At 61.6% G+C, this 18,118-nt stretch carries 16 protein-coding genes and 1 riboswitch; of the genes, 14 read left to right on the forward strand and 2 right to left on the reverse strand.

Annotated features, from left to right (window positions below):
• Genes metW through KBY08_RS11870 form a run of 4 tightly spaced genes read left to right on the forward strand, consistent with a single transcriptional unit; the run spans window position 1 to window position 2,792 of the window.
• Window positions 1-621 carry a methionine biosynthesis protein MetW gene (metW, locus tag KBY08_RS11855; RefSeq protein WP_003316724.1) on the forward strand — a complete coding sequence of 207 codons (621 nt, stop codon included), beginning with the start codon at window positions 1-3 and terminating at the stop codon, window positions 619-621.
• Between the two features lie 33 nt (window positions 622-654).
• A complete protein-coding gene (gene rdgB, locus KBY08_RS11860) occupies window positions 655-1,248 on the forward strand; it encodes an RdgB/HAM1 family non-canonical purine NTP pyrophosphatase (RefSeq protein ID WP_024659469.1) in 594 nt (197 codons plus the stop codon).
• Window positions 1,245-2,459: a radical SAM family heme chaperone HemW gene (hemW, locus tag KBY08_RS11865; RefSeq protein ID WP_024642018.1), complete on the forward strand. Its 1,215-nt coding sequence runs from the start codon at window positions 1,245-1,247 to the stop codon at window positions 2,457-2,459. Before rdgB ends, hemW begins: the two co-directional genes overlap by 4 nt.
• 9 nt (window positions 2,460-2,468) lie before the next feature.
• Entirely contained in the window at window positions 2,469-2,792 is a 324-nt protein-coding gene (locus KBY08_RS11870) for a DUF3392 domain-containing protein (protein WP_002551720.1), read from the forward strand.
• A 75-nt stretch (window positions 2,793-2,867) separates the two neighbouring features.
• Here the strand turns inward: KBY08_RS11870 and ilvD are convergent, their stop codons facing one another.
• Entirely contained in the window at window positions 2,868-4,715 is a 1,848-nt protein-coding gene (ilvD, locus tag KBY08_RS11875) for a dihydroxy-acid dehydratase (protein WP_003432076.1), read from the reverse strand.
• Window positions 4,716-5,053: 338 nt separating this feature from the next.
• On the opposite strand from ilvD, the gene alaC reads away from it, so the two are divergent.
• From alaC to otnI, 7 genes are all read left to right on the forward strand, one after another.
• Complete coding sequence (gene alaC / locus KBY08_RS11880) at window positions 5,054-6,262, forward strand: alanine transaminase (protein ID WP_003404530.1); 1,209 nt, start codon at window positions 5,054-5,056, stop codon at window positions 6,260-6,262.
• Window positions 6,263-6,435: 173 nt separating this feature from the next.
• Window positions 6,436-6,891 (forward strand): YkgJ family cysteine cluster protein, encoded by a 456-nt coding sequence (locus tag KBY08_RS11885; protein ID WP_002551717.1) that lies wholly within the window; start codon window positions 6,436-6,438, stop codon window positions 6,889-6,891.
• A gap of 225 nt (window positions 6,892-7,116) precedes the next feature.
• The gene (gene ltnD, locus KBY08_RS11890) at window positions 7,117-8,022 is read left to right on the forward strand and encodes an L-threonate dehydrogenase (RefSeq protein WP_003316718.1); all 906 of its coding nucleotides are present in this window, start codon (window positions 7,117-7,119) and stop codon (window positions 8,020-8,022) included.
• Window positions 8,023-8,032: 10 nt separating this feature from the next.
• Window positions 8,033-9,322 carry a 3-oxo-tetronate kinase gene (gene otnK / locus KBY08_RS11895; RefSeq protein ID WP_058398793.1) on the forward strand — a complete coding sequence of 430 codons (1,290 nt, stop codon included), beginning with the start codon at window positions 8,033-8,035 and terminating at the stop codon, window positions 9,320-9,322.
• Window positions 9,322-9,960, forward strand: a complete 639-nt coding sequence (locus KBY08_RS11900) for an aldolase (protein WP_057458007.1) — start codon at window positions 9,322-9,324, stop codon at window positions 9,958-9,960. Before otnK ends, KBY08_RS11900 begins: the two co-directional genes overlap by 1 nt.
• Window positions 9,961-10,094: 134 nt before the next feature.
• Entirely contained in the window at window positions 10,095-11,552 is a 1,458-nt protein-coding gene (locus tag KBY08_RS11905; protein ID WP_024640357.1) for an SLC13 family permease, read from the forward strand.
• Between the two features lie 22 nt (window positions 11,553-11,574).
• Window positions 11,575-12,360 (forward strand): 2-oxo-tetronate isomerase, encoded by a 786-nt coding sequence (gene otnI / locus KBY08_RS11910; RefSeq protein WP_032655117.1) that lies wholly within the window; start codon window positions 11,575-11,577, stop codon window positions 12,358-12,360.
• A gap of 152 nt (window positions 12,361-12,512) precedes the next feature.
• Here the strand turns inward: otnI and KBY08_RS11915 are convergent, their stop codons facing one another.
• The gene (locus KBY08_RS11915; protein WP_003404521.1) at window positions 12,513-12,908 is read right to left on the reverse strand and encodes an acyl-CoA thioesterase; all 396 of its coding nucleotides are present in this window, start codon (window positions 12,906-12,908) and stop codon (window positions 12,513-12,515) included.
• Window positions 12,909-13,128: 220 nt separating this feature from the next.
• Window positions 13,129-13,239, forward strand: a riboswitch (S-adenosyl-L-homocysteine riboswitch).
• A gap of 23 nt (window positions 13,240-13,262) precedes the next feature.
• On the opposite strand from KBY08_RS11915, the gene ahcY reads away from it, so the two are divergent.
• The 3 genes from ahcY to KBY08_RS11930 all read left to right on the forward strand — a co-directional run bounded on the left by ahcY (window position 13,263) and on the right by KBY08_RS11930 (window position 17,908).
• On the forward strand, window positions 13,263-14,672 hold the full coding sequence (gene ahcY, locus KBY08_RS11920) for an adenosylhomocysteinase (RefSeq protein ID WP_111522138.1): 1,410 nt from the start codon (window positions 13,263-13,265) through the stop codon (window positions 14,670-14,672).
• Window positions 14,673-14,861: 189 nt separating this feature from the next.
• Window positions 14,862-15,707, forward strand: a complete 846-nt coding sequence (metF, locus tag KBY08_RS11925; RefSeq protein ID WP_003404519.1) for a methylenetetrahydrofolate reductase [NAD(P)H] — start codon at window positions 14,862-14,864, stop codon at window positions 15,705-15,707.
• A 311-nt stretch (window positions 15,708-16,018) separates the two neighbouring features.
• On the forward strand, window positions 16,019-17,908 hold the full coding sequence (locus KBY08_RS11930; RefSeq protein WP_003316710.1) for a DEAD/DEAH box helicase: 1,890 nt from the start codon (window positions 16,019-16,021) through the stop codon (window positions 17,906-17,908).
• The last annotated feature ends 210 nt before the right edge of the window (window positions 17,909-18,118 follow it).

Below are 18,118 nucleotides of genomic sequence, written 5' to 3' on the forward strand. Positions count from 1 at the left end.
ATGAGAGCCGATCTGGAAATCATTCAGGAATGGATTCCCGCAGGCAGCCGCGTGCTCGACCTGGGCTGCGGTGACGGCGAATTGCTGACCTGGCTGCGTGACCACAAACAGGTCACCGGCTACGGGCTGGAAAACGACGCGGCCAACATTGCCGAGTGTGTTGCCAAGGGCATCAACGTTATCGAGCAGGACCTCGACAAGGGGCTGGGCAACTTTGCCAGCAACAGCTTCGATGTCGTGGTCATGACTCAGGCCCTGCAGGCGGTGCATTACCCGGACCGCATCCTCGACGAGATGCTGCGCGTCGGTCGCCAGTGCATCATCACCTTCCCGAATTTCGGTCACTGGCGCTGCCGCTGGTATCTGGCGAGCAAGGGCCGCATGCCGGTGTCCGAATTCCTGCCGTATACCTGGTACAACACGCCGAACATTCACTTCTGCACCTTCGGCGACTTCGAAGAGCTGTGCCGCGAGCGCGATGCGCAGGTGCTCGACAGGCTGGCGGTCGATCAGCAGCACCGTCACGGCTGGGCCAGCAAACTCTGGCCTAATCTGCTCGGCGAGATCGGCATCTATCGCGTCACAAGCCCCGGGCTGACGGACCACAGGATTGCCGTTTAATCGACCGTTTCCAAGCACCACGACAGGCCAACCATGAACCTCACACAACTCGTACTGGCCAGCCACAATGGCGGCAAACTCAAGGAACTCCAGGCCATGCTCGGCGACAGCGTAACGCTGCGCTCGGTCAGCGAGTTCAGTCTGGTGGAGCCGGAAGAAACCGGCCTGTCATTCGTCGAGAATGCGATCCTCAAGGCACGCAACGCCGCGCGCCTGTCCGGCCTGCCTGCGCTGGCCGACGACTCGGGGCTGGCGGTGGACTTTCTCGGCGGTGCGCCGGGTATCTATTCGGCACGTTACGCCGATGGTCAGGGCGATGCCGCCAACAACGCCAAGCTGCTGGAGGCGCTCAAAGACGTGCCGGACGACCAGCGTGGTGCGCAGTTCGTGTGCGTATTGGCACTGGTACGCCACGCCGACGACCCATTGCCGATCCTCTGTGAAGGGCTGTGGCACGGGCGCATCCTGCACGCTGCCAGCGGCGAACACGGCTTCGGCTATGACCCGCTGTTCTGGGTACCGGAGCGCAACTGCTCGAGCGCCGAACTGGGCCCGACCGAAAAAAACCAGCTCAGCCACCGCGCCCGCGCCATGGTCCTGTTGCGGCAACGCCTGGGTCTGCAATGACCCACGATTCGCCTGCGCAGCCGCTGTTTCTCGGCGAGAGCGGCTTCTCGTCAGAGAGCCCGCGCCCTGCGCTGCCGCACCTGCCGCCGTTGTCGCTATACATCCATATTCCGTGGTGCGTGCGCAAATGCCCGTACTGCGACTTCAACTCGCACACCGCCAGCCCGGTGCTGCCGGAACAGGAATATGTCGACGCCCTGCTCGCCGACCTCGACCTTGACCTGCCGCACGTCTACGGCCGCGAGCTGCAATCGATCTTCTTTGGTGGCGGTACGCCGAGCCTGTTCAGCGCCGATGCGCTGGGGCGCCTGCTGCAAGGCGTCGAACAGCGCATCCGCTTTGCCAGCGACATCGAGATCACCCTGGAAGCCAACCCCGGCACCTTCGAACAGGCCAAGTTCAGCGCCTATCGCGGCCTGGGCATCAATCGGTTGTCGATCGGCATTCAGAGCTTTCAGGAATCCAAACTCAAGGCGCTGGGCCGCATTCACAACGGCGACGAAGCGATTCGCGCCGCCGACATGGCGCGCCGGGCCGGTTTCGACAACTTCAACCTGGACCTGATGCACGGCCTGCCGGATCAATCCCAGGACGAAGCACTGGCCGATCTGCGCCAGGCCATTGCCCTCGCGCCGACCCACCTGTCCTGGTATCAACTGACCCTGGAGCCCAACACGGTGTTCTGGAATCAGCCACCGGTGCTGCCCGAAGACGACATTCTCTGGGACATTCAGGAAACCGGACAGCAGTTGCTGGCCACTCATGGCTACGCGCAGTACGAAGTGTCGGCTTATGCACAGCCCGGGAAACCGGCGCGGCATAACCTCAACTATTGGGCGTTCGGTGATTTCATCGGCATCGGCGCAGGCGCACACGGCAAGCTGAGCCACCCGGACGGGCGCATTGTCCGTACTTGGAAAACACGGCTGCCCAAGGATTACCTGAACCCGGACAAGCCGTTTCAGGCCGGTTCCAAGCTGTTGCCGCTCGATGAATTGCCGTTCGAATTCCTGATGAACGCACTGCGACTGACAAATGGTGTGGACGCTGCGTTATTTCGCGAAAGAACCGGTCTAAGCCTCGATTCGCTGGCCGAGGCGCGTCGACAGGCTGAACAAAAGGGCTTGCTGCACCAGGACCCGACACGCCTGATCGCCACGCCACAAGGCCAGCTGTTCCTCAATGACCTGCTGCAATACTTTCTGATCTAAGGACCCTGCATGGATTTCGTACTCGACTTGCTCGCCACCGTTTCGCGCTGGAGTCGCAGCAATCTCTCGGAAATCGCGCTCGCGCTGGTGGGCTGCCTGCTGGTGCTGTTCGGCTCGGACATCAAAGGCTGGCTGGAACAGCGAATCAGCGGCATTACCGGCGCCCTGCGCATCCCGCTCATCGCCCTGCTGTGCGCCGTGGGCAGCGGCGCGGCGCTGATCTACGCCACACCGTGGGTAGTGCGCGGCCTCAGCCAGTTCAACAACTACAGCCTGGCACCGGTGCTGTTGGTGGTGCTGGTGCTGATCGGGGTGATTGCCGACCGCAAGTAAGCGCTGCTTTTTCAAACGCAGCAAAAAGCCCGGCATCTCTGCCGGGCTTTTGCTTTTACCTTCTACCGATGCGGATCAAGGTACCAGTTTGTCCAGCAACGCCTTGTCACGCACCGCGCCCTTGTCGGCGCTGGTCGCCAGCAGGGCGTAGGCCTTGAGGGCGGTGGTCACTTTGCGCGGACGCGACTCGACAGGCTTCCAGCCTTTCTTGTCCTGTTCGGTGCGACGCTCGGCCATCTCGGCATCGTCGATCAGCAGGTTGATCGAGCGATTGGGGATGTCGATCAGCACCTTGTCACCGTCGCGCACCAGACCGATCGCGCCACCTGCCGCCGCTTCCGGCGAGGCGTGGCCGATGGACAGGCCGGACGTACCGCCCGAGAAACGGCCGTCAGTCAGCAGCGCGCAATCCTTGCCCAGCCCCTTGGACTTCAGGTAGGACGTCGGGTAGAGCATTTCCTGCATGCCCGGACCGCCTTTCGGGCCTTCGTAGCGGATGATGACAATGTCGCCCGCCTTGACTTCGTCAGCGAGAATCCCGCGCACCGCGCTGTCCTGGCTTTCGAAGATCTTCGCGTTGCCTTCGAAGACGTGGATCGACTCGTCGACACCGGCGGTTTTCACCACGCAGCCGTCCAGGGCGATGTTGCCGTATAGCACGGCCAGGCCACCTTCCTGCGAATAGGCGTGCTGGACGCTACGGATGCAGCCGTTTTCACGGTCGTCATCCAGGCTGTCCCAACGGGTCGACTGGCTGAACGCGGTCTGCGTCGGGATGCCCGCCGGGCCTGCCTTGAAGAAGGTGTGCACGGCTTCGTCGTCAGTCTGGGTGATGTCCCATTTGGCGATGCCTTCGGCCAGGGTCTTGCTGTGTACGGTCGGCAGGTCGGTGTGCAGCAGGCCGCCACGCGCCAGCTCGCCGAGGATGCTGAAGATCCCGCCCGCGCGGTGCACGTCTTCCATGTGGTACTTCTGGATGTTCGGCGCGACCTTGCACAGCTGCGGCACCTTGCGCGACAGACGGTCGATATGGCGCAGGTCGAAGTCGATCTCGGCTTCCTGGGCCGCTGCCAGCAAGTGCAGGATGGTGTTGGTCGAACCGCCCATGGCGATGTCCAGCGTCATGGCGTTCTCGAACGCCTTGAAGTTGGCGATGTTGCGCGGCAACACCGAATCATCGTTTTCCTTGTAGTACTGACGGCACAGGTCAACGATGGTGCGGCCGGCCTGCAGGAACAGTTGCTCGCGGTCGCTATGGGTGGCGAGTGCGGAACCGTTGCCCGGCAGGGCCAGGCCCAGTGCCTCGGTCAGGCAGTTCATCGAGTTGGCGGTGAACATGCCGGAACACGACCCGCAGGTCGGACAGGCGCTGCGCTCATACTCGGCGACTTTTTCGTCACTGGCCGTCGAGTCGGCGGCGATGACCATCGCATCGACCAGATCCAGGCCGTGGCTGGCCAGTTTGGTCTTGCCCGCTTCCATCGGCCCGCCGGAGACGAAGATCACCGGAATGTTCAGGCGCAACGACGCCATCAGCATGCCGGGGGTGATCTTGTCGCAGTTGGAAATGCACACGATGGCGTCGGCGCAATGCGCGTTGACCATGTACTCGACCGAGTCGGCAATGATCTCGCGGCTCGGCAGCGAATAGAGCATGCCGTCGTGGCCCATGGCGATGCCGTCGTCGACCGCAATGGTGTTGAATTCCTTGGCCACGCCACCGGCGCGTTCGACTTCACGCGCGACCAGCTGGCCCATGTCCTTGAGGTGGACGTGGCCCGGTACGAACTGGGTGAAGGAGTTGGCAATGGCAATGATCGGTTTCTTGAAATCTTCGTCCTTCATGCCCGTGGCGCGCCACAGGGCACGGGCGCCGGCCATGTTGCGGCCGTGGGTGGAGGTTTTCGAGCGGTAATCAGGCATTGGAGCACTCCGGCAAAAATAAGGCTGAATCAGGAAGGGAGTGAGCTTCTATTGACGTCGCGGACGAGCGGCAGTGACCGCAGGCAGCGAAGAAACCGAACACCACGGGATCACCGTGTACTCGGCCTGAGCTCATAAACCCGCCGGGGATGACTGGCGATGAATAGCGCCGATTCTACACCGCCGGGTGGTTTGGTGGGGTCCGAATATCGGTCTTGGCACGGCGTTGCAGATCCCGATGGACAAAAGGCTATCAGCCCATCTATCTTCCTCGGCAGGCCGCCTCATGTGGCCACGTCGCTCGGACGGTTCCGGGCGCTTACGTACGCGAGATACTCATGGCAGACCAAGGTTCGCCGCGCCGCTTTGCGCGCATCGATCGACTCCCCCCTTACGTGTTCAACATCACCGCCGAGCTGAAAATGGCTGCTCGTCGTCGCGGTGAGGACATTATCGACCTGAGCATGGGCAACCCCGACGGGGCCACACCGCCGCACATCGTCGACAAGCTGATCACCGTCGCCCAGCGCGAAGACACCCACGGCTACTCCACCTCGCGCGGCATTCCACGCCTGCGCCGGGCGATTTCCAACTGGTACAAGAAACGCTACGAGGTCGACATCGACCCTGAAAGCGAAGCAATCGTGACCATTGGTTCCAAGGAAGGCCTGGCCCACCTGATGCTCGCCACACTGGACCAGGGCGACACGGTGCTGGTGCCCAACCCCAGTTACCCGATCCACATCTACGGTGCCGTGATTGCCGGCGCCCAGGTGCGATCGGTGCCGCTGGTGCCTGGCGTGGACTTCTTCGACGAGCTGGAAAAAGCCATTCGCGGCTCGATTCCCAAGCCGAAGATGATGATTCTGGGCTTTCCGTCCAACCCGACTGCGCAATGTGTGGAGCTGGACTTCTTCGAGCGCGTGGTGGCCCTGGCCAAACAGTACGACGTGCTGGTGGTGCATGACCTGGCGTACGCCGACATCGTCTACGATGGCTGGAAAGCCCCGTCGATCATGCAGGTGCCGGGTGCCAAGGACATTGCCGTGGAGTTCTTCACCCTGTCCAAGAGCTACAACATGGCCGGCTGGCGGATTGGTTTCATGGTCGGCAACCCCGAGCTGGTGAATGCACTGGCGCGGATCAAGAGTTACCACGACTACGGTACCTTCACGCCACTGCAGGTGGCGGCGATTGCCGCGCTGGAAGGCGATCAGCAATGCGTGCTCGACATTGCCGAGCAGTATCGCCAACGCCGCAACGTGCTGGTCAAGGGCTTGCACGAACTGGGCTGGATGGTCGAGAACCCCAAGGCCTCGATGTATGTCTGGGCGAAGATTCCACAGGCCTATGCGCACCTGGGTTCGCTGGAGTTCGCCAAGAAGCTGTTGGCCGAAGCCAAGGTGTGTGTCTCGCCGGGCATCGGTTTCGGCGAGTACGGCGACGACCACGTGCGCTTCGCCCTGATCGAGAATCAGGACCGCATCCGCCAGGCCGTTCGCGGCATCCGCAGCATGTTCAGGGCCGACGACAAGCTCAAGTCCTGAGCCCCCACTGAGACACCGCGCCTGCTGACCGACTGCGCTCGGCAGGCGCGGACTCTGCAGCCGACTGCCTGCCCACACCTGACCGACAGTCGCTTCGGCAATTTTTGATTTCTGCAAATCGCTGCAGACCGGTATGATCGCGCGCCCCGATACACCCGGAAGCCTGACCTGAAATGAAACCCACCTTGATCGCCGCCGCAGAACTCGATCGCATCGACACCTGGGCCAAATACTCCAGCCACATGTGCGGGGGCTGCGTGTCCAGTTGCTGCACGTTGCCGGTAGAAGTGAAGATCAAGGACCTGATCCGCATCGGCATCGTCGATGAGTTCGAACGCGGCGACCCGGCGAAGAACATCGCCAAGCGTCTGCAGAAAGAAGGCATCGTCGAGCGCTACAACCAGAAGTCCGAGATCTTCACCTTGCAGCGCATGAGCAACAACGACTGCCTGTACCTGGACCGCAAAAGCCGCCTGTGCACCATCTATGACAAGCGCCCGGACACCTGCCGCAACCACCCGAAAGTCGGGCCGCGCCCCGGTTATTGCGCGTACAAGCCCAAAGAAGTCGTGCGTCAGGAAAGCGGCTCACTGCGAAACGCCACCAGCGCGCCAGTGCCGAAATTCTGATTCGTGAAAGACGGCGCAGCACGCCGAACATCATGGTTTTCAATCAAGCCCCGCACAGGGGCTTTTTTGTGCGCGATGGAAAAAGCCTATCGATGTTAAATTTTGTGAAAAATAAAAATACTTCACATTATTTACTCATTGATTCACTATCCGATTCACAGATCAGAACAATAACGTCCGAATGTCGGCTTCACAGGCATCGGCACTGACTTCGAGGATTACTGCATGACTGGCAAAAACGTTGGCGTTATCGGCCTGGGTGCGATGGGTCTGGGCATTGCTCGCTCGTTGCTGCGTAGCGGCTTCACTGTGCATGCCTGTGATGTGCGCACCAGCGTGACCGAAGCATTCGCTCAGGAAGGCGGGGTGGCCTGTGATTCCCCGGCCAGCATGGCCGCTGCCTGCGATGTGATCATCACAGTCGTGGTCAACGCCGAGCAGACCGAAACCGTACTGTTTGGCGAAAACGGCGCCATTGCCGCGCTGCGTCCGGGCTGCCTGGTCATAGGTTGCGCCACCGTCGCGCCCACCTTCGCCGTCGAACTGGGCGAGCGTCTGGCTGCACAGAACCTGCTGTACCTCGATGCGCCGATCTCCGGCGGTGCCGCCAAGGCGGCCGCTGGCCAGATGACCATGATGACCTCCGGCCCGGCCGAGTCCTATGCCAAGGCAGAAGCCATCCTCAACGGCATGGCCGGTAAGGTCTATCGCCTGGGCGACGTTCACGGTCTGGGTTCGAAAGTCAAAATCATCAATCAACTGCTCGCGGGCGTACACATCGCCGCCAGTGCCGAAGCCATGGCCCTGGGCCTGCGCGAAGGTGTCGATGCTGACGCGCTGTATGAAGTGATCACCAACAGTGCCGGTAACTCGTGGATGTTCGAGAACCGCGTGCCGCACATCCTCAATGCCGATTACACGCCGCTGTCGGCCGTGGACATCTTCGTCAAGGACCTCGGCCTGGTGCTGGATACCGCACGCAGCAGCAAATTCCCGCTGCCACTCTCGGCCACCGCGCACCAGATGTTCATGCAGGCATCCAGCGCCGGCTTCGGTCGCGAGGATGACTCGGCCGTGATCAAGATTTTCCCGGGCATCGAGTTGCCGAAAGCCAAGCCAGAAAAAGCCTGAGGAGCGCCTGATGAGCCTGAATAACGCTCGCCCGCTGCTGGGCTGCATTGCCGATGACTTCACCGGCGCCACCGACCTGGCCAACATGCTAGTGCGGGGCGGCATGCGCACCGTGCAGAGCATTGGCATCCCCAGCGCCGAGATGGCTGCAGGTCTGGACGCCGACGCGATTGTCATCGCGCTGAAATCGCGTACCACGCCCAGCGCCGAGGCGGTGGCTGAATCCCTGGCGGCTCTGGAATGGCTGCGCGAGCGCGGCTGCGAGCAGATCTTCTTCAAGTACTGCTCGACCTTCGATTCCACTGCCGCGGGCAACATCGGCCAGGTCAGCGAAGCACTGCTGGAGCAACTGGGCAGCGACTTCACCCTCGCCTGCCCGGCCTTCCCGGAAAACGGCCGCACGATTTTCCGTGGTCACCTGTTCGTGCAGGACCAGTTGCTCAGCGAATCGGGCATGCAGAACCACCCGCTGACGCCGATGACCGACGCCAATCTGGTGCGTGTGCTGCAAGCGCAGACCCGCCACAAGGTCGGCCTGTTGCGCTATGACAGCATTGCCCAGGGCGTCGAAGGCGTGCGCAACAGAATTGCCGAGCTGCGCGCCGAAGGTGTGAGCATGGCGATTGCCGATGCCTTGTCGGATGCGGATCTGTACACACTCGGCGAAGCCTGCGCCGACTTGCCGCTGCTGACCGGTGGCTCGGGGCTGGCGCTGGGCCTGCCGGGCAACTTCCGCAAGGCGGGCAAGCTGCGCGATATCGATGCGGCCAAACAGGTCGCCATCAGTGGCGGCGAAGTGGTACTGGCGGGTAGCGCATCGGTCGCCACCAATGGTCAGGTCGCGGCGTGGCTGGAAGCCGATCGCCCTGCGCTGCGCATCAATCCGCTGGACCTGGCCGCTGGCAAGCCAGTGGTCGAGCAGGCGCTGGCCTTTGCCAGAGACGCCGGGCAGACCGTATTGATCTACGCCACCAGCACTCCGGACGAAGTCAAAGCCGTGCAGCAAGAACTGGGCGTCGAACGCTCCGGGGCCATGGTCGAAGCTGCACTTGGTGAAATCGCCAAAGGGCTGCTGGACGCAGGCGTGCGCCGTTTCGTGGTTGCCGGTGGCGAAACCTCCGGTGCCGTGGTTCAGGCACTGGGCGTGCAGTTGCTGCAAATCGGCGCGCAGATCGACCCGGGCGTTCCCGCCACAGTGAGCAGCGGCGCACAACCGCTGGCCCTGGCCCTCAAATCCGGCAACTTTGGTGCGCGCGACTTCTTCGCCAAGGCGCTCAAGCAACTGGCGGGGGCTGCCTGATGATCGATGAAAACGCACTGCGTCAGGAAATCTGCGACGTCGGCCGTTTGCTGTATGGCCGCGGCTATACGGTGGGCAGCGCCGGCAACATCAGCGCACGACTCGACGACGGCTGGCTGATTACCCCGACCGACGCCTGCCTGGGGCGCATGGACCCGGCCGATATCGCCAAGGTCAATCTGGCCGGTGAATGGGTGTCTGGCAGCAAGCCGTCCAAAACCCTGGCCTTGCACCGCGAGGTCTACGACCGCAATCCGCAGGTCGGTGGCGTGGTGCACACGCACTCGACGCATCTGGTCGCCCTGACCCTGGCCGGAGTGTGGCAGGAAGACGACATTCTGCCGCCGCTGACGCCGTATCAGGTCATGAAGGTCGGGCATATCCCGTTGATCCCTTACGAACGTCCAGGCTCGCCGAAAGTCGCCGAGCGCGTGGCGGAACTGGCCAACAGCGTGCGCGGCGTGATGCTCGAGCGCCTCGGCCCGGTGGTCTGGGAAAGCTCGGTGGCCAAGGCCTGCTATGCCCTTGAGGAACTGGAAGAGACTGCCCGTCTGTGGCTGATGAGCACCCCCAAACCTGCACCGCTGGACCCGGCGGCGCTTGAAGAGCTGCGTCAGGTGTTCGACGCCAGGTGGTAACGGACACACGGTGATCGCGAGGCGCACTGCGCCTCCCGGTCGAAAACAATAACAACAGGAATCGAGAGCATGACTCACCCCTACCCCGCTGTTTCGTTGTCAGTCTTTACCGCCATTGACCAGAGTGCACGGGCATGACGCCGCTCATGTTGATGGTCGTGGCCGGTGCGGGCATCGCACTGCTGTTGTTTCTGGTGCTCAAGTATAAATTCCAGCCGTTTGTCGCCCTGATGCTGGTCAGCATTATCGTGGCGCTGGTCGCCGGTGTTAAACCGGCCGATCTGGTCGCCACCATCGAAGGCGGCATGGGCAAGACGCTCGGCCATATCGCGATCATCATCGCCCTCGGCGCAATGATCGGGCGCATTATTGAGCTGTCCGGCGGGGCCGAAGCACTGGCCAAGACCCTGATCAACCGCTTCGGCAACAAGCGCACGCCACTGGCCCTGACGGTGGCGGGTTTCATGGTCGGCATTCCGGTGTTCTTCGAGGTCGGCGTGATCATTCTCATGCCGCTGGCCTATGGCGTGGCGCGTGCGGCACGCAAGCCGCTGCTGATTTTCGCGCTGCCGATGTGCGCTGCACTGCTCGCCGTGCACGCGTTTCTGCCGCCGCATCCTGGCGCTGTTGCCGCCGCCAGCCAGTTGGGCGCGGACCTGGGCCGGGTGCTGATGCTGGGCATCCCGATCGTTGCCGTGCTGTGCATGATCGGCTACTTCGTCGCGGGGCGCATGACCCGCAAGACTTACCCGATGACCGATGACATCCGCGCCGAAGTCTATGGCCCGCATGTCACCAACGAAGATCTGGAAGCCTGGGCGCGCAACGATTATTCCGCTGTGCGCGAAGCGAGCGAAACCCGAACAATGGGCGTCGAAGAGAGCGCCAGCAGCTTGGCAAGCAAGCTGCCGCCCGCGCCCGCACCGGGTTTCGGACTGATCATCGCGCTGATCCTGCTACCGATCGTGCTGATTCTGATGGGCACGCTGGCCACCACCATGCTGCCAGCCACGTCCACACTGCGCGCGGTGCTGACCGTACTGGGTGCGCCTCTGGTTGCGCTGCTGATCGATACCCTGCTGTGCGCCTGGCTGCTGGGCTCGCGTCGCGGCTGGAGCCGTACTCAGGTGTCCGACGTGATCGGCTCGGCCTTGCCGGGTGTCGCGATGGTGATCCTGATTGCCGGCGCCGGTGGCGTATTCGGCAAGGTGCTGGTCGACACCGGCATAGGTGCCGTGGTTTCCGAAGCGCTGCGCAACACCGGTCTGCCGGTACTCGCGCTGGGCTTCCTGCTGACCCTGCTGCTGCGTGCCGTTCAGGGCTCGACCACCGTTGCGCTGGTCACCACCGCAGGCATTCTCAGCCCGCTGATCGCCACACTGGACCTGAGCGCCAACCACCTGGCGCTGCTGTGTCTGGCCATGGGCGGTGGCGGCCTGGCCATGTCGCACATCAACGATGCCGGTTACTGGATGTTCACCAAGCTGGCGGGCCTCAACGTCGCCGACGGCTTGCGCACCTGGACCGTACTGGTCACGCTGCTCGGCACACTGGGCTTTGTGATCACCTTGCTGCTTTGGCCATTCGTCTGACCCTTTGAAGACTGGAGTTAACATGCCTCGTTTTGCCGCCAACCTCAGCATGCTGTACCCGCAGCATGATTTTCTTGAGCGCTTTGCCGCAGCCGCTGCCGACGGTTTCGGCGCGGTCGAGTACCTGTTTCCTTATGCTTACACGCCGCAGGAGCTCAAGCAGCGCCTGAGCGACAACGGTCTGGTGCAGGCGCTGTTCAACGCTCCACCGGGCGACTGGGACGCGTGCGAGCGAGGCATTGCCACCCTGCCGGGCCGTGAAGCGGAATTTCGCAGCGGTATCGAGCGGGCACTGGAATATGCGCAGGTGCTGGGCAATGACCGTGTGCATGTCATGGCCGGTCTATTGCCTAACGAAGGGTTGCGTGAGCGTCATCAGGCGGTCTATCTGGAGAACCTGGCGTTCGCGGCTGAGCAAGCCAAGAGCGCAGGCGTCACGATCCTGATCGAGCCGATCAACACCCGCGACATGCCGGGCTTCTTCCTCAACCGTCAGGATCAGGCGCAGGACATCTGCAAGCTGGTGGGCGCCGACAATCTGAAGGTGCAGTTCGACTGCTACCACTGCCAGATCGTCGAAGGCGACCTGACCAGCAAACTGCGTCGTGACTTTGCAGGCATCGGCCACATCCAGATCGCCGGGGTGCCGGATCGCAACGAGCCGGACCTGGGCGAACTGAACTACGAGCACCTGTTCAACGCCATCGACGAACTGGGCTACAGCGGCTGGATCGGTTGCGAATATCGCCCGAAAGGCGATACCAGCGAAGGTCTGGCGTGGTTGCGCGAGTTGCAGGCCAAGGGCTGAACCCTGCTTTTATGGATGACGCGGAGCGTCATGAAAGGCATTCCCACGCGGAGCGTGAGGAACGATCATTCTGTAACTGTCGTGCCCAGGCACGGCAGGTTTGCGCAAGAACACTATCGTGCCCATGCTCCGCGTGTTCAGCGACCTGAGCGTCAGTCCTCTACGTCGAACTGGTCCTTGATGTAGCGAATTTCAGTCCGGCCATGCGGCACAGGCTGGCCGTCTTCGTCGAGGTTGACGAACACGATCTTCTCGACGGTCAAAATGCTTTTGCGGGTGATCTTATTGCGCACCTGGCATTTGAGGGTGATCGAGGTGCGGCCGAACTCTGTAGCCGTGATGCCCAGCTCGATGATGTCGCCCTGACGCGAGGCACTGACGAAGTTGATTTCAGAGATGTACTTGGTGACCACCCGCTGATTACCCAGTTGAACAATCGCGTAGATCGCCGCCTCTTCATCGATCCAGCGCAGCAGGCTGCCGCCGAATAACGTGCCGTTGGGGTTGAGGTCTTCGGGCTTTACCCATTTGCGGGTGTGGAAATTCATGGTCACTCCTGAGCGTCTGGCCGATGGATAGCTGCATGATGGCAGAGCCGGCGGCCCGCGCCCATGCCTGGGTCATAGCGACTGTGCATCGACCCTATTACAGACAGATGGCAATTGGATGGCCTTTAAACCGACAGAAAGCCTTGGGAAGAATCGCGAGCACCGCTATACTGCCAAACGTTTCAAAACGGTCATCTACGCTTGATACCGTTCCCGCCACCTGTCCGAGGGGCGCTGCAGCAGGTTTTCCCTGTCAGGCTCGGATGGGGCGTTGTTTGCCAGGACGATCCTCGACCGGCAAACCTTAAACGCACAACGGCGCCCATTCGCATTTTTATGGAATGGAGACTCTCAATGAGTGCTGTAATGACGCCCGCAGAATTCAATGACTACAAGGTTGCCGATATTTCCCTGGCCGCCTGGGGCCGCCGCGAAACCATCATCGCCGAATCCGAAATGCCTGCCCTGATGGGTCTGCGTAGCAAATACGCCGGTGATCAGCCGCTGAAAGGCGCGAAGATACTCGGCTGCATCCACATGACCATTCAGACCGCCGTACTGATCGAAACCCTGGTTGCCCTGGGTGCCGAAGTTCGCTGGTCGTCGTGCAACATTTTCTCGACTCAGGACCAGGCTGCTGCGGCCATCGCTGCTGCCGGCATTCCTGTGTTCGCCTGGAAAGGCGAAACCGAAGAAGAATACGAGTGGTGCATCGAGCAGACCATCCTCAAGGATGGCCAGCCATGGGACGCCAACATGATCCTCGACGACGGCGGCGACCTGACCGAGATCATCCACAAGAAATACCCGGCGATGCTGGACAAGATCCACGGCGTCACTGAAGAAACCACCACGGGCGTGCACCGCCTGCTGGACATGCTGGCCAAGGGCGAGCTGAAAATCCCGGCCATCAACGTCAACGACTCGGTGACCAAGAGCAAGAACGACAACAAGTACGGCTGCCGTCACAGCCTGAACGACGCCATCAAGCGCGGCACCGACCACTTGCTGTCCGGCAAGCAGGCGCTGGTGATCGGCTACGGTGACGTGGGCAAGGGCTCGGCCCAGTCCCTGCGTCAGGAAGGCATGATCGTCAAAGTGACCGAAGTCGACCCGATCTGCGCCATGCAGGCCTGCATGGACGGTTTCGAGCTGGTCTCGCCGTTCATCGACGGTGAGAACGACGGCACCGAAGCGAGCATCGACAAGGCACTGTTGGGCAAGATCGACCTGATCGTGACCACCACCGGTAACGTCAACGTTTGCGACTCCAACATGCTCAAGGCGCTGAAAAAGCGCGCTGTGGTGTGCAACATCGGTCACTTCGACAACGAAATCGACACCGCTTTCATGCGCAAGAACTGGGCATGGGAAGAAGTGAAGCCACAGGTTCACAAGATCCACCGTACCGGCCCAGGCTCGTTCGACGCACAGAACGACGACTACCTGATCCTGCTGGCCGAAGGCCGTCTGGTCAACCTGGGTAACGCCACTGGCCACCCAAGCCGCATCATGGATGGCTCGTTCGCCAACCAGGTTCTGGCGCAGATCTTCCTCTTCGAGCAGAAGTACGCCGACCTGGCACCCGCCAAGAAATCCGAGCGTCTGACCGTTGAAGTACTGCCGAAGAAACTCGACGAAGAAGTGGCCCTGGAAATGGTCCGCGGCTTCGGTGGCGTTGTGACCAAGCTGACCAAGACCCAGGCCGATTACATCGGCGTGACCGTCGAAGGTCCGTTCAAGCCAGACGCTTATCGCTATTGATAGATAGCTGCAAGCGATAAGCTTCAAGCTGCAAGCAAGTGCATTTCTCTTGTTTGCAGCTTGAGCTTGACGCTCGTTTCTTTATCGTTATTACACAGCCGTGAGCGGTAAGCATGAGGCTGCGGAGCCAGGCATACAGCCCTCTTGCAGCTTGTAGCTTGCAGCTAAAAGCTGGAGGCCTCCTCCCCCATGTCTCAAGAACGCCGCTTCAGCTTCGAGTTCTTTCCTACCAAGACCGACGCTGGACATGAAAAGCTGCTGACCGTTGCTCGTCAGCTCGCTACGTACAACCCCGATTTTTTCTCCTGCACCTATGGTGCCGGTGGCTCGACCCGCGACCGCACGCTCAATACCGTGCTGCAGCTGGAAAACGAGATCAAAGTCCCTGCTGCGCCGCATTTGTCCTGCGTAGGCGACAGCAAGGATGACCTGCGCAACCTGTTGGCGCAGTACAAGGATGCGGGCATCAAACGCATCGTGGCACTGCGCGGCGACCTGCCATCCGGCATGGGCATGGCCAGCGGTGAACTGCGTCACGCCAATGACCTGGTGAGCTTCATTCGCCAGGAAAGCGGCAGCCACTTCCACATCGAAGTCGCCGCCTACCCGGAAATGCATCCGCAGGCGCGCAATTTCGAAGACGACCTCAAGCACTTCGTCAACAAGGCCAATGCCGGCGCCGACAGTGCGATCACTCAGTACTTCTTCAACGCCGACAGCTATTTCAACTTTGTCGAGCGTGTCGAGAAGATGGGCGTCAGCATTCCGATCGTGCCGGGCATCATGCCGATCACCAACTACAGCAAGCTGGCGCGTTTCTCGGATGCCTGCGGTGCGGAAATCCCGCGCTGGATTCGCAAACAGCTGGAAGCCTACGGCGATGACGTGCAAAGCATCCAGGCGTTTGGCGAAGAAGTCATCACGCAGATGTGCGAACGACTGCTGCAAGGTGGCGCTCCCGGCCTGCACCTCTACACCCTGAACCAGGCGGAACCGAGCCTGGCGGTGTGGAACAACCTGCAACTGCCACGCTGAAAACGGCTGCGGCACCGCGATCCGACCGGCAGTTTCCGGGGGATCGCGGCCTCATACACCGTTGGGCAGCAGGAAAGCGGCGTATTGCGCTCGCTCTGTTATACTCCAGCCTTCCCGCCAGGCTTACGCCCGGACGCCCGGTCTTGCAATCGTCATCCGTTCACGCCAACAGCGCAATTTTCATCAAGCGCAGACGTCACGGAATGCACTGAAGACCCGGCAGGACCGGACGGGATCGCGTTGTCTTTACACGCCATTCGCGCCAGGCAAGACATCCCTTGAGCTTAAGCTCCAACAGAACAGGATTACTCATGTCCTTTGCTTCCCTCGGTCTCTCCGAGGCTTTAGTCCGCGCCATCGAGGCAGCCGGCTATACCCAGCCTACCCCCGTGCAACAGCGGGCCATTCCCGCCGTGTTGCAAGGTCGCGACCTGATGGTTGCGGCACAGACCGGTACTGGTAAAACCGGCGGTTTTGCCCTCCCTATTCTGGAGCGGCTGTTTCCCAATGGTGTTCCGGACAAATCCCAGCGTCACGGCCCGCGTCAACCGCGCGTTCTGGTCCTGACCCCGACCCGCGAACTGGCCGCACAGGTGCACGAGAGCTTCAAGCTCTATGCCCGCGACCTGAAGTTCGTCAGCGCCTGCATCTTCGGCGGCGTCGGCATGAACCCGCAGGTTCAGGCCATGTCCCGTGGTGTGGACGTCCTGGTGGCCTGCCCCGGCCGCCTGCTCGACCTGGCCGGCCAAGGCAGTGTCGACCTGTCCCACGTCGAAATCCTGGTGCTCGATGAAGCAGACCGGATGCTCGACATGGGCTTCGTGCATGACGTCAAGAAGGTCCTCGCGCGGCTGCCGGCCAAGCGTCAGAACCTGCTGTTCTCGGCCACCTTCTCCAATGACATCACGTCGTTGGCTGGCAAGCTGCTGCACAACCCCGAGCGCATCGAAGTCACGCCGCCGAACACCACGGTCGAGCGTATCGAGCAACGGGTTTTCCGCCTGGCAGCCAACCACAAGCGTTCGCTGCTGGCGCACCTGATTACCGTCGGTGCCTGGGAACAGGTGCTGGTCTTCACCCGCACCAAGCACGGCGCCAACCGTCTGGCCGAGTACCTGGACAAGCACGGCCTTGCGGCTGTCGCGATCCACGGCAACAAGAGCCAGAACGCCCGTACCAAGGCCCTGGCTGACTTCAAGGCAGGTGATGTACGCATCATGGTCGCGACCGATATCGCCGCACGCGGCCTGGATATCGATCAGTTGCCGCATGTCGTCAACTTCGAGCTGCCCAACGTCGACGAAGACTACGTGCACCGTATCGGTCGTACCGGCCGTGCCGGTCGCTCCGGTGAAGCCATTTCGCTGGTTGCGCCGGACGAAGAGAAGCTGCTCAAAAGCATCGAGCGCATGACCAAGCAGAAGATCGCCGACGGCGACCTGATGGGCTTCGACATCACCGCAGTCGAGGCTGAGAAGCCGGAAGTGCGTGAGCGTCCGGATGTTCGCAACTCGCGTGGCGCACGTCCTGCACGTGGCGATGGCGACAAGAACAACGGTGGTCGTCGCGACAAGGGCAAGGATAAAGGCAAGGAAAAACCTGCCGCTGCATCCGCCACTGGCGAACGCCCTGCAAGGCAGCCACGCGAAAAAAAACCTCGTGAGGGCACGCCTCGCAGCGAACAGCGTGCATCGCAACCCGCCACACCGCGTCCGGCAGCCGATCGTGCACCGGACGAGTTCCGTGACGACGAAGTAGACAACTTCGGCAACCGCGCTGACTACGTCAGTCCTTATCAGGGCAAAGGCCAGAACCGTGGTCGTCGCCCTGCCGCCGCGCCTGGCGCAGCCGCACCGGCCGCTGGCGGCGCAGCTCGCCCGGCCAATCCGGGTCGCCCTGCCGGTGGCGCTCGCAACGGCTCCGGCAGTGGCGCACCAAAGCGCAACGGCTCGGGCTCATCGGCACCACGCTCGCGCGATGGTCAGCCACGTGGCCGTCGCCCGGCACGTGAAGAGCAACCCTTGCCACGTGAAGGTCAGGAGCCGGTCGCACGCGCACCCCGCGACGGCCAGCCTCAGCCGAAGATCGTGCACAAGGAATCCAAGATCGACCGCTTCCCGTCTGCCGAGCAACTGGACCAGTTGCCAAGCCGCCCACGCGGTGAAAAACCGGCCCTGCTGACCCGCAACCGCGACAGCTGACAGCCACGCAACACTGAAAACGCCCCGACTTGCTCGGGGCGTTTTTGTTTGTTGTATCGATGATCGTCGTGCGAGATGATCGCTCCCGCACTCTGCGTATACGTAAATCTGTTTTTGATTCTGGCCGAAGGCCGTAGGAGCGAACTTGTTCGCGAAGGCTTCAGCTCAGACGATGCATTTTCGGTGAATATACAGGCCCTTTCGCGAACA

The sequence above is a fragment of the Pseudomonas sp. P135 genome (genome assembly GCF_020312125.1).
In the GTDB taxonomy this organism is placed as follows: domain Bacteria; phylum Pseudomonadota; class Gammaproteobacteria; order Pseudomonadales; family Pseudomonadaceae; genus Aquipseudomonas; species Aquipseudomonas fragariae.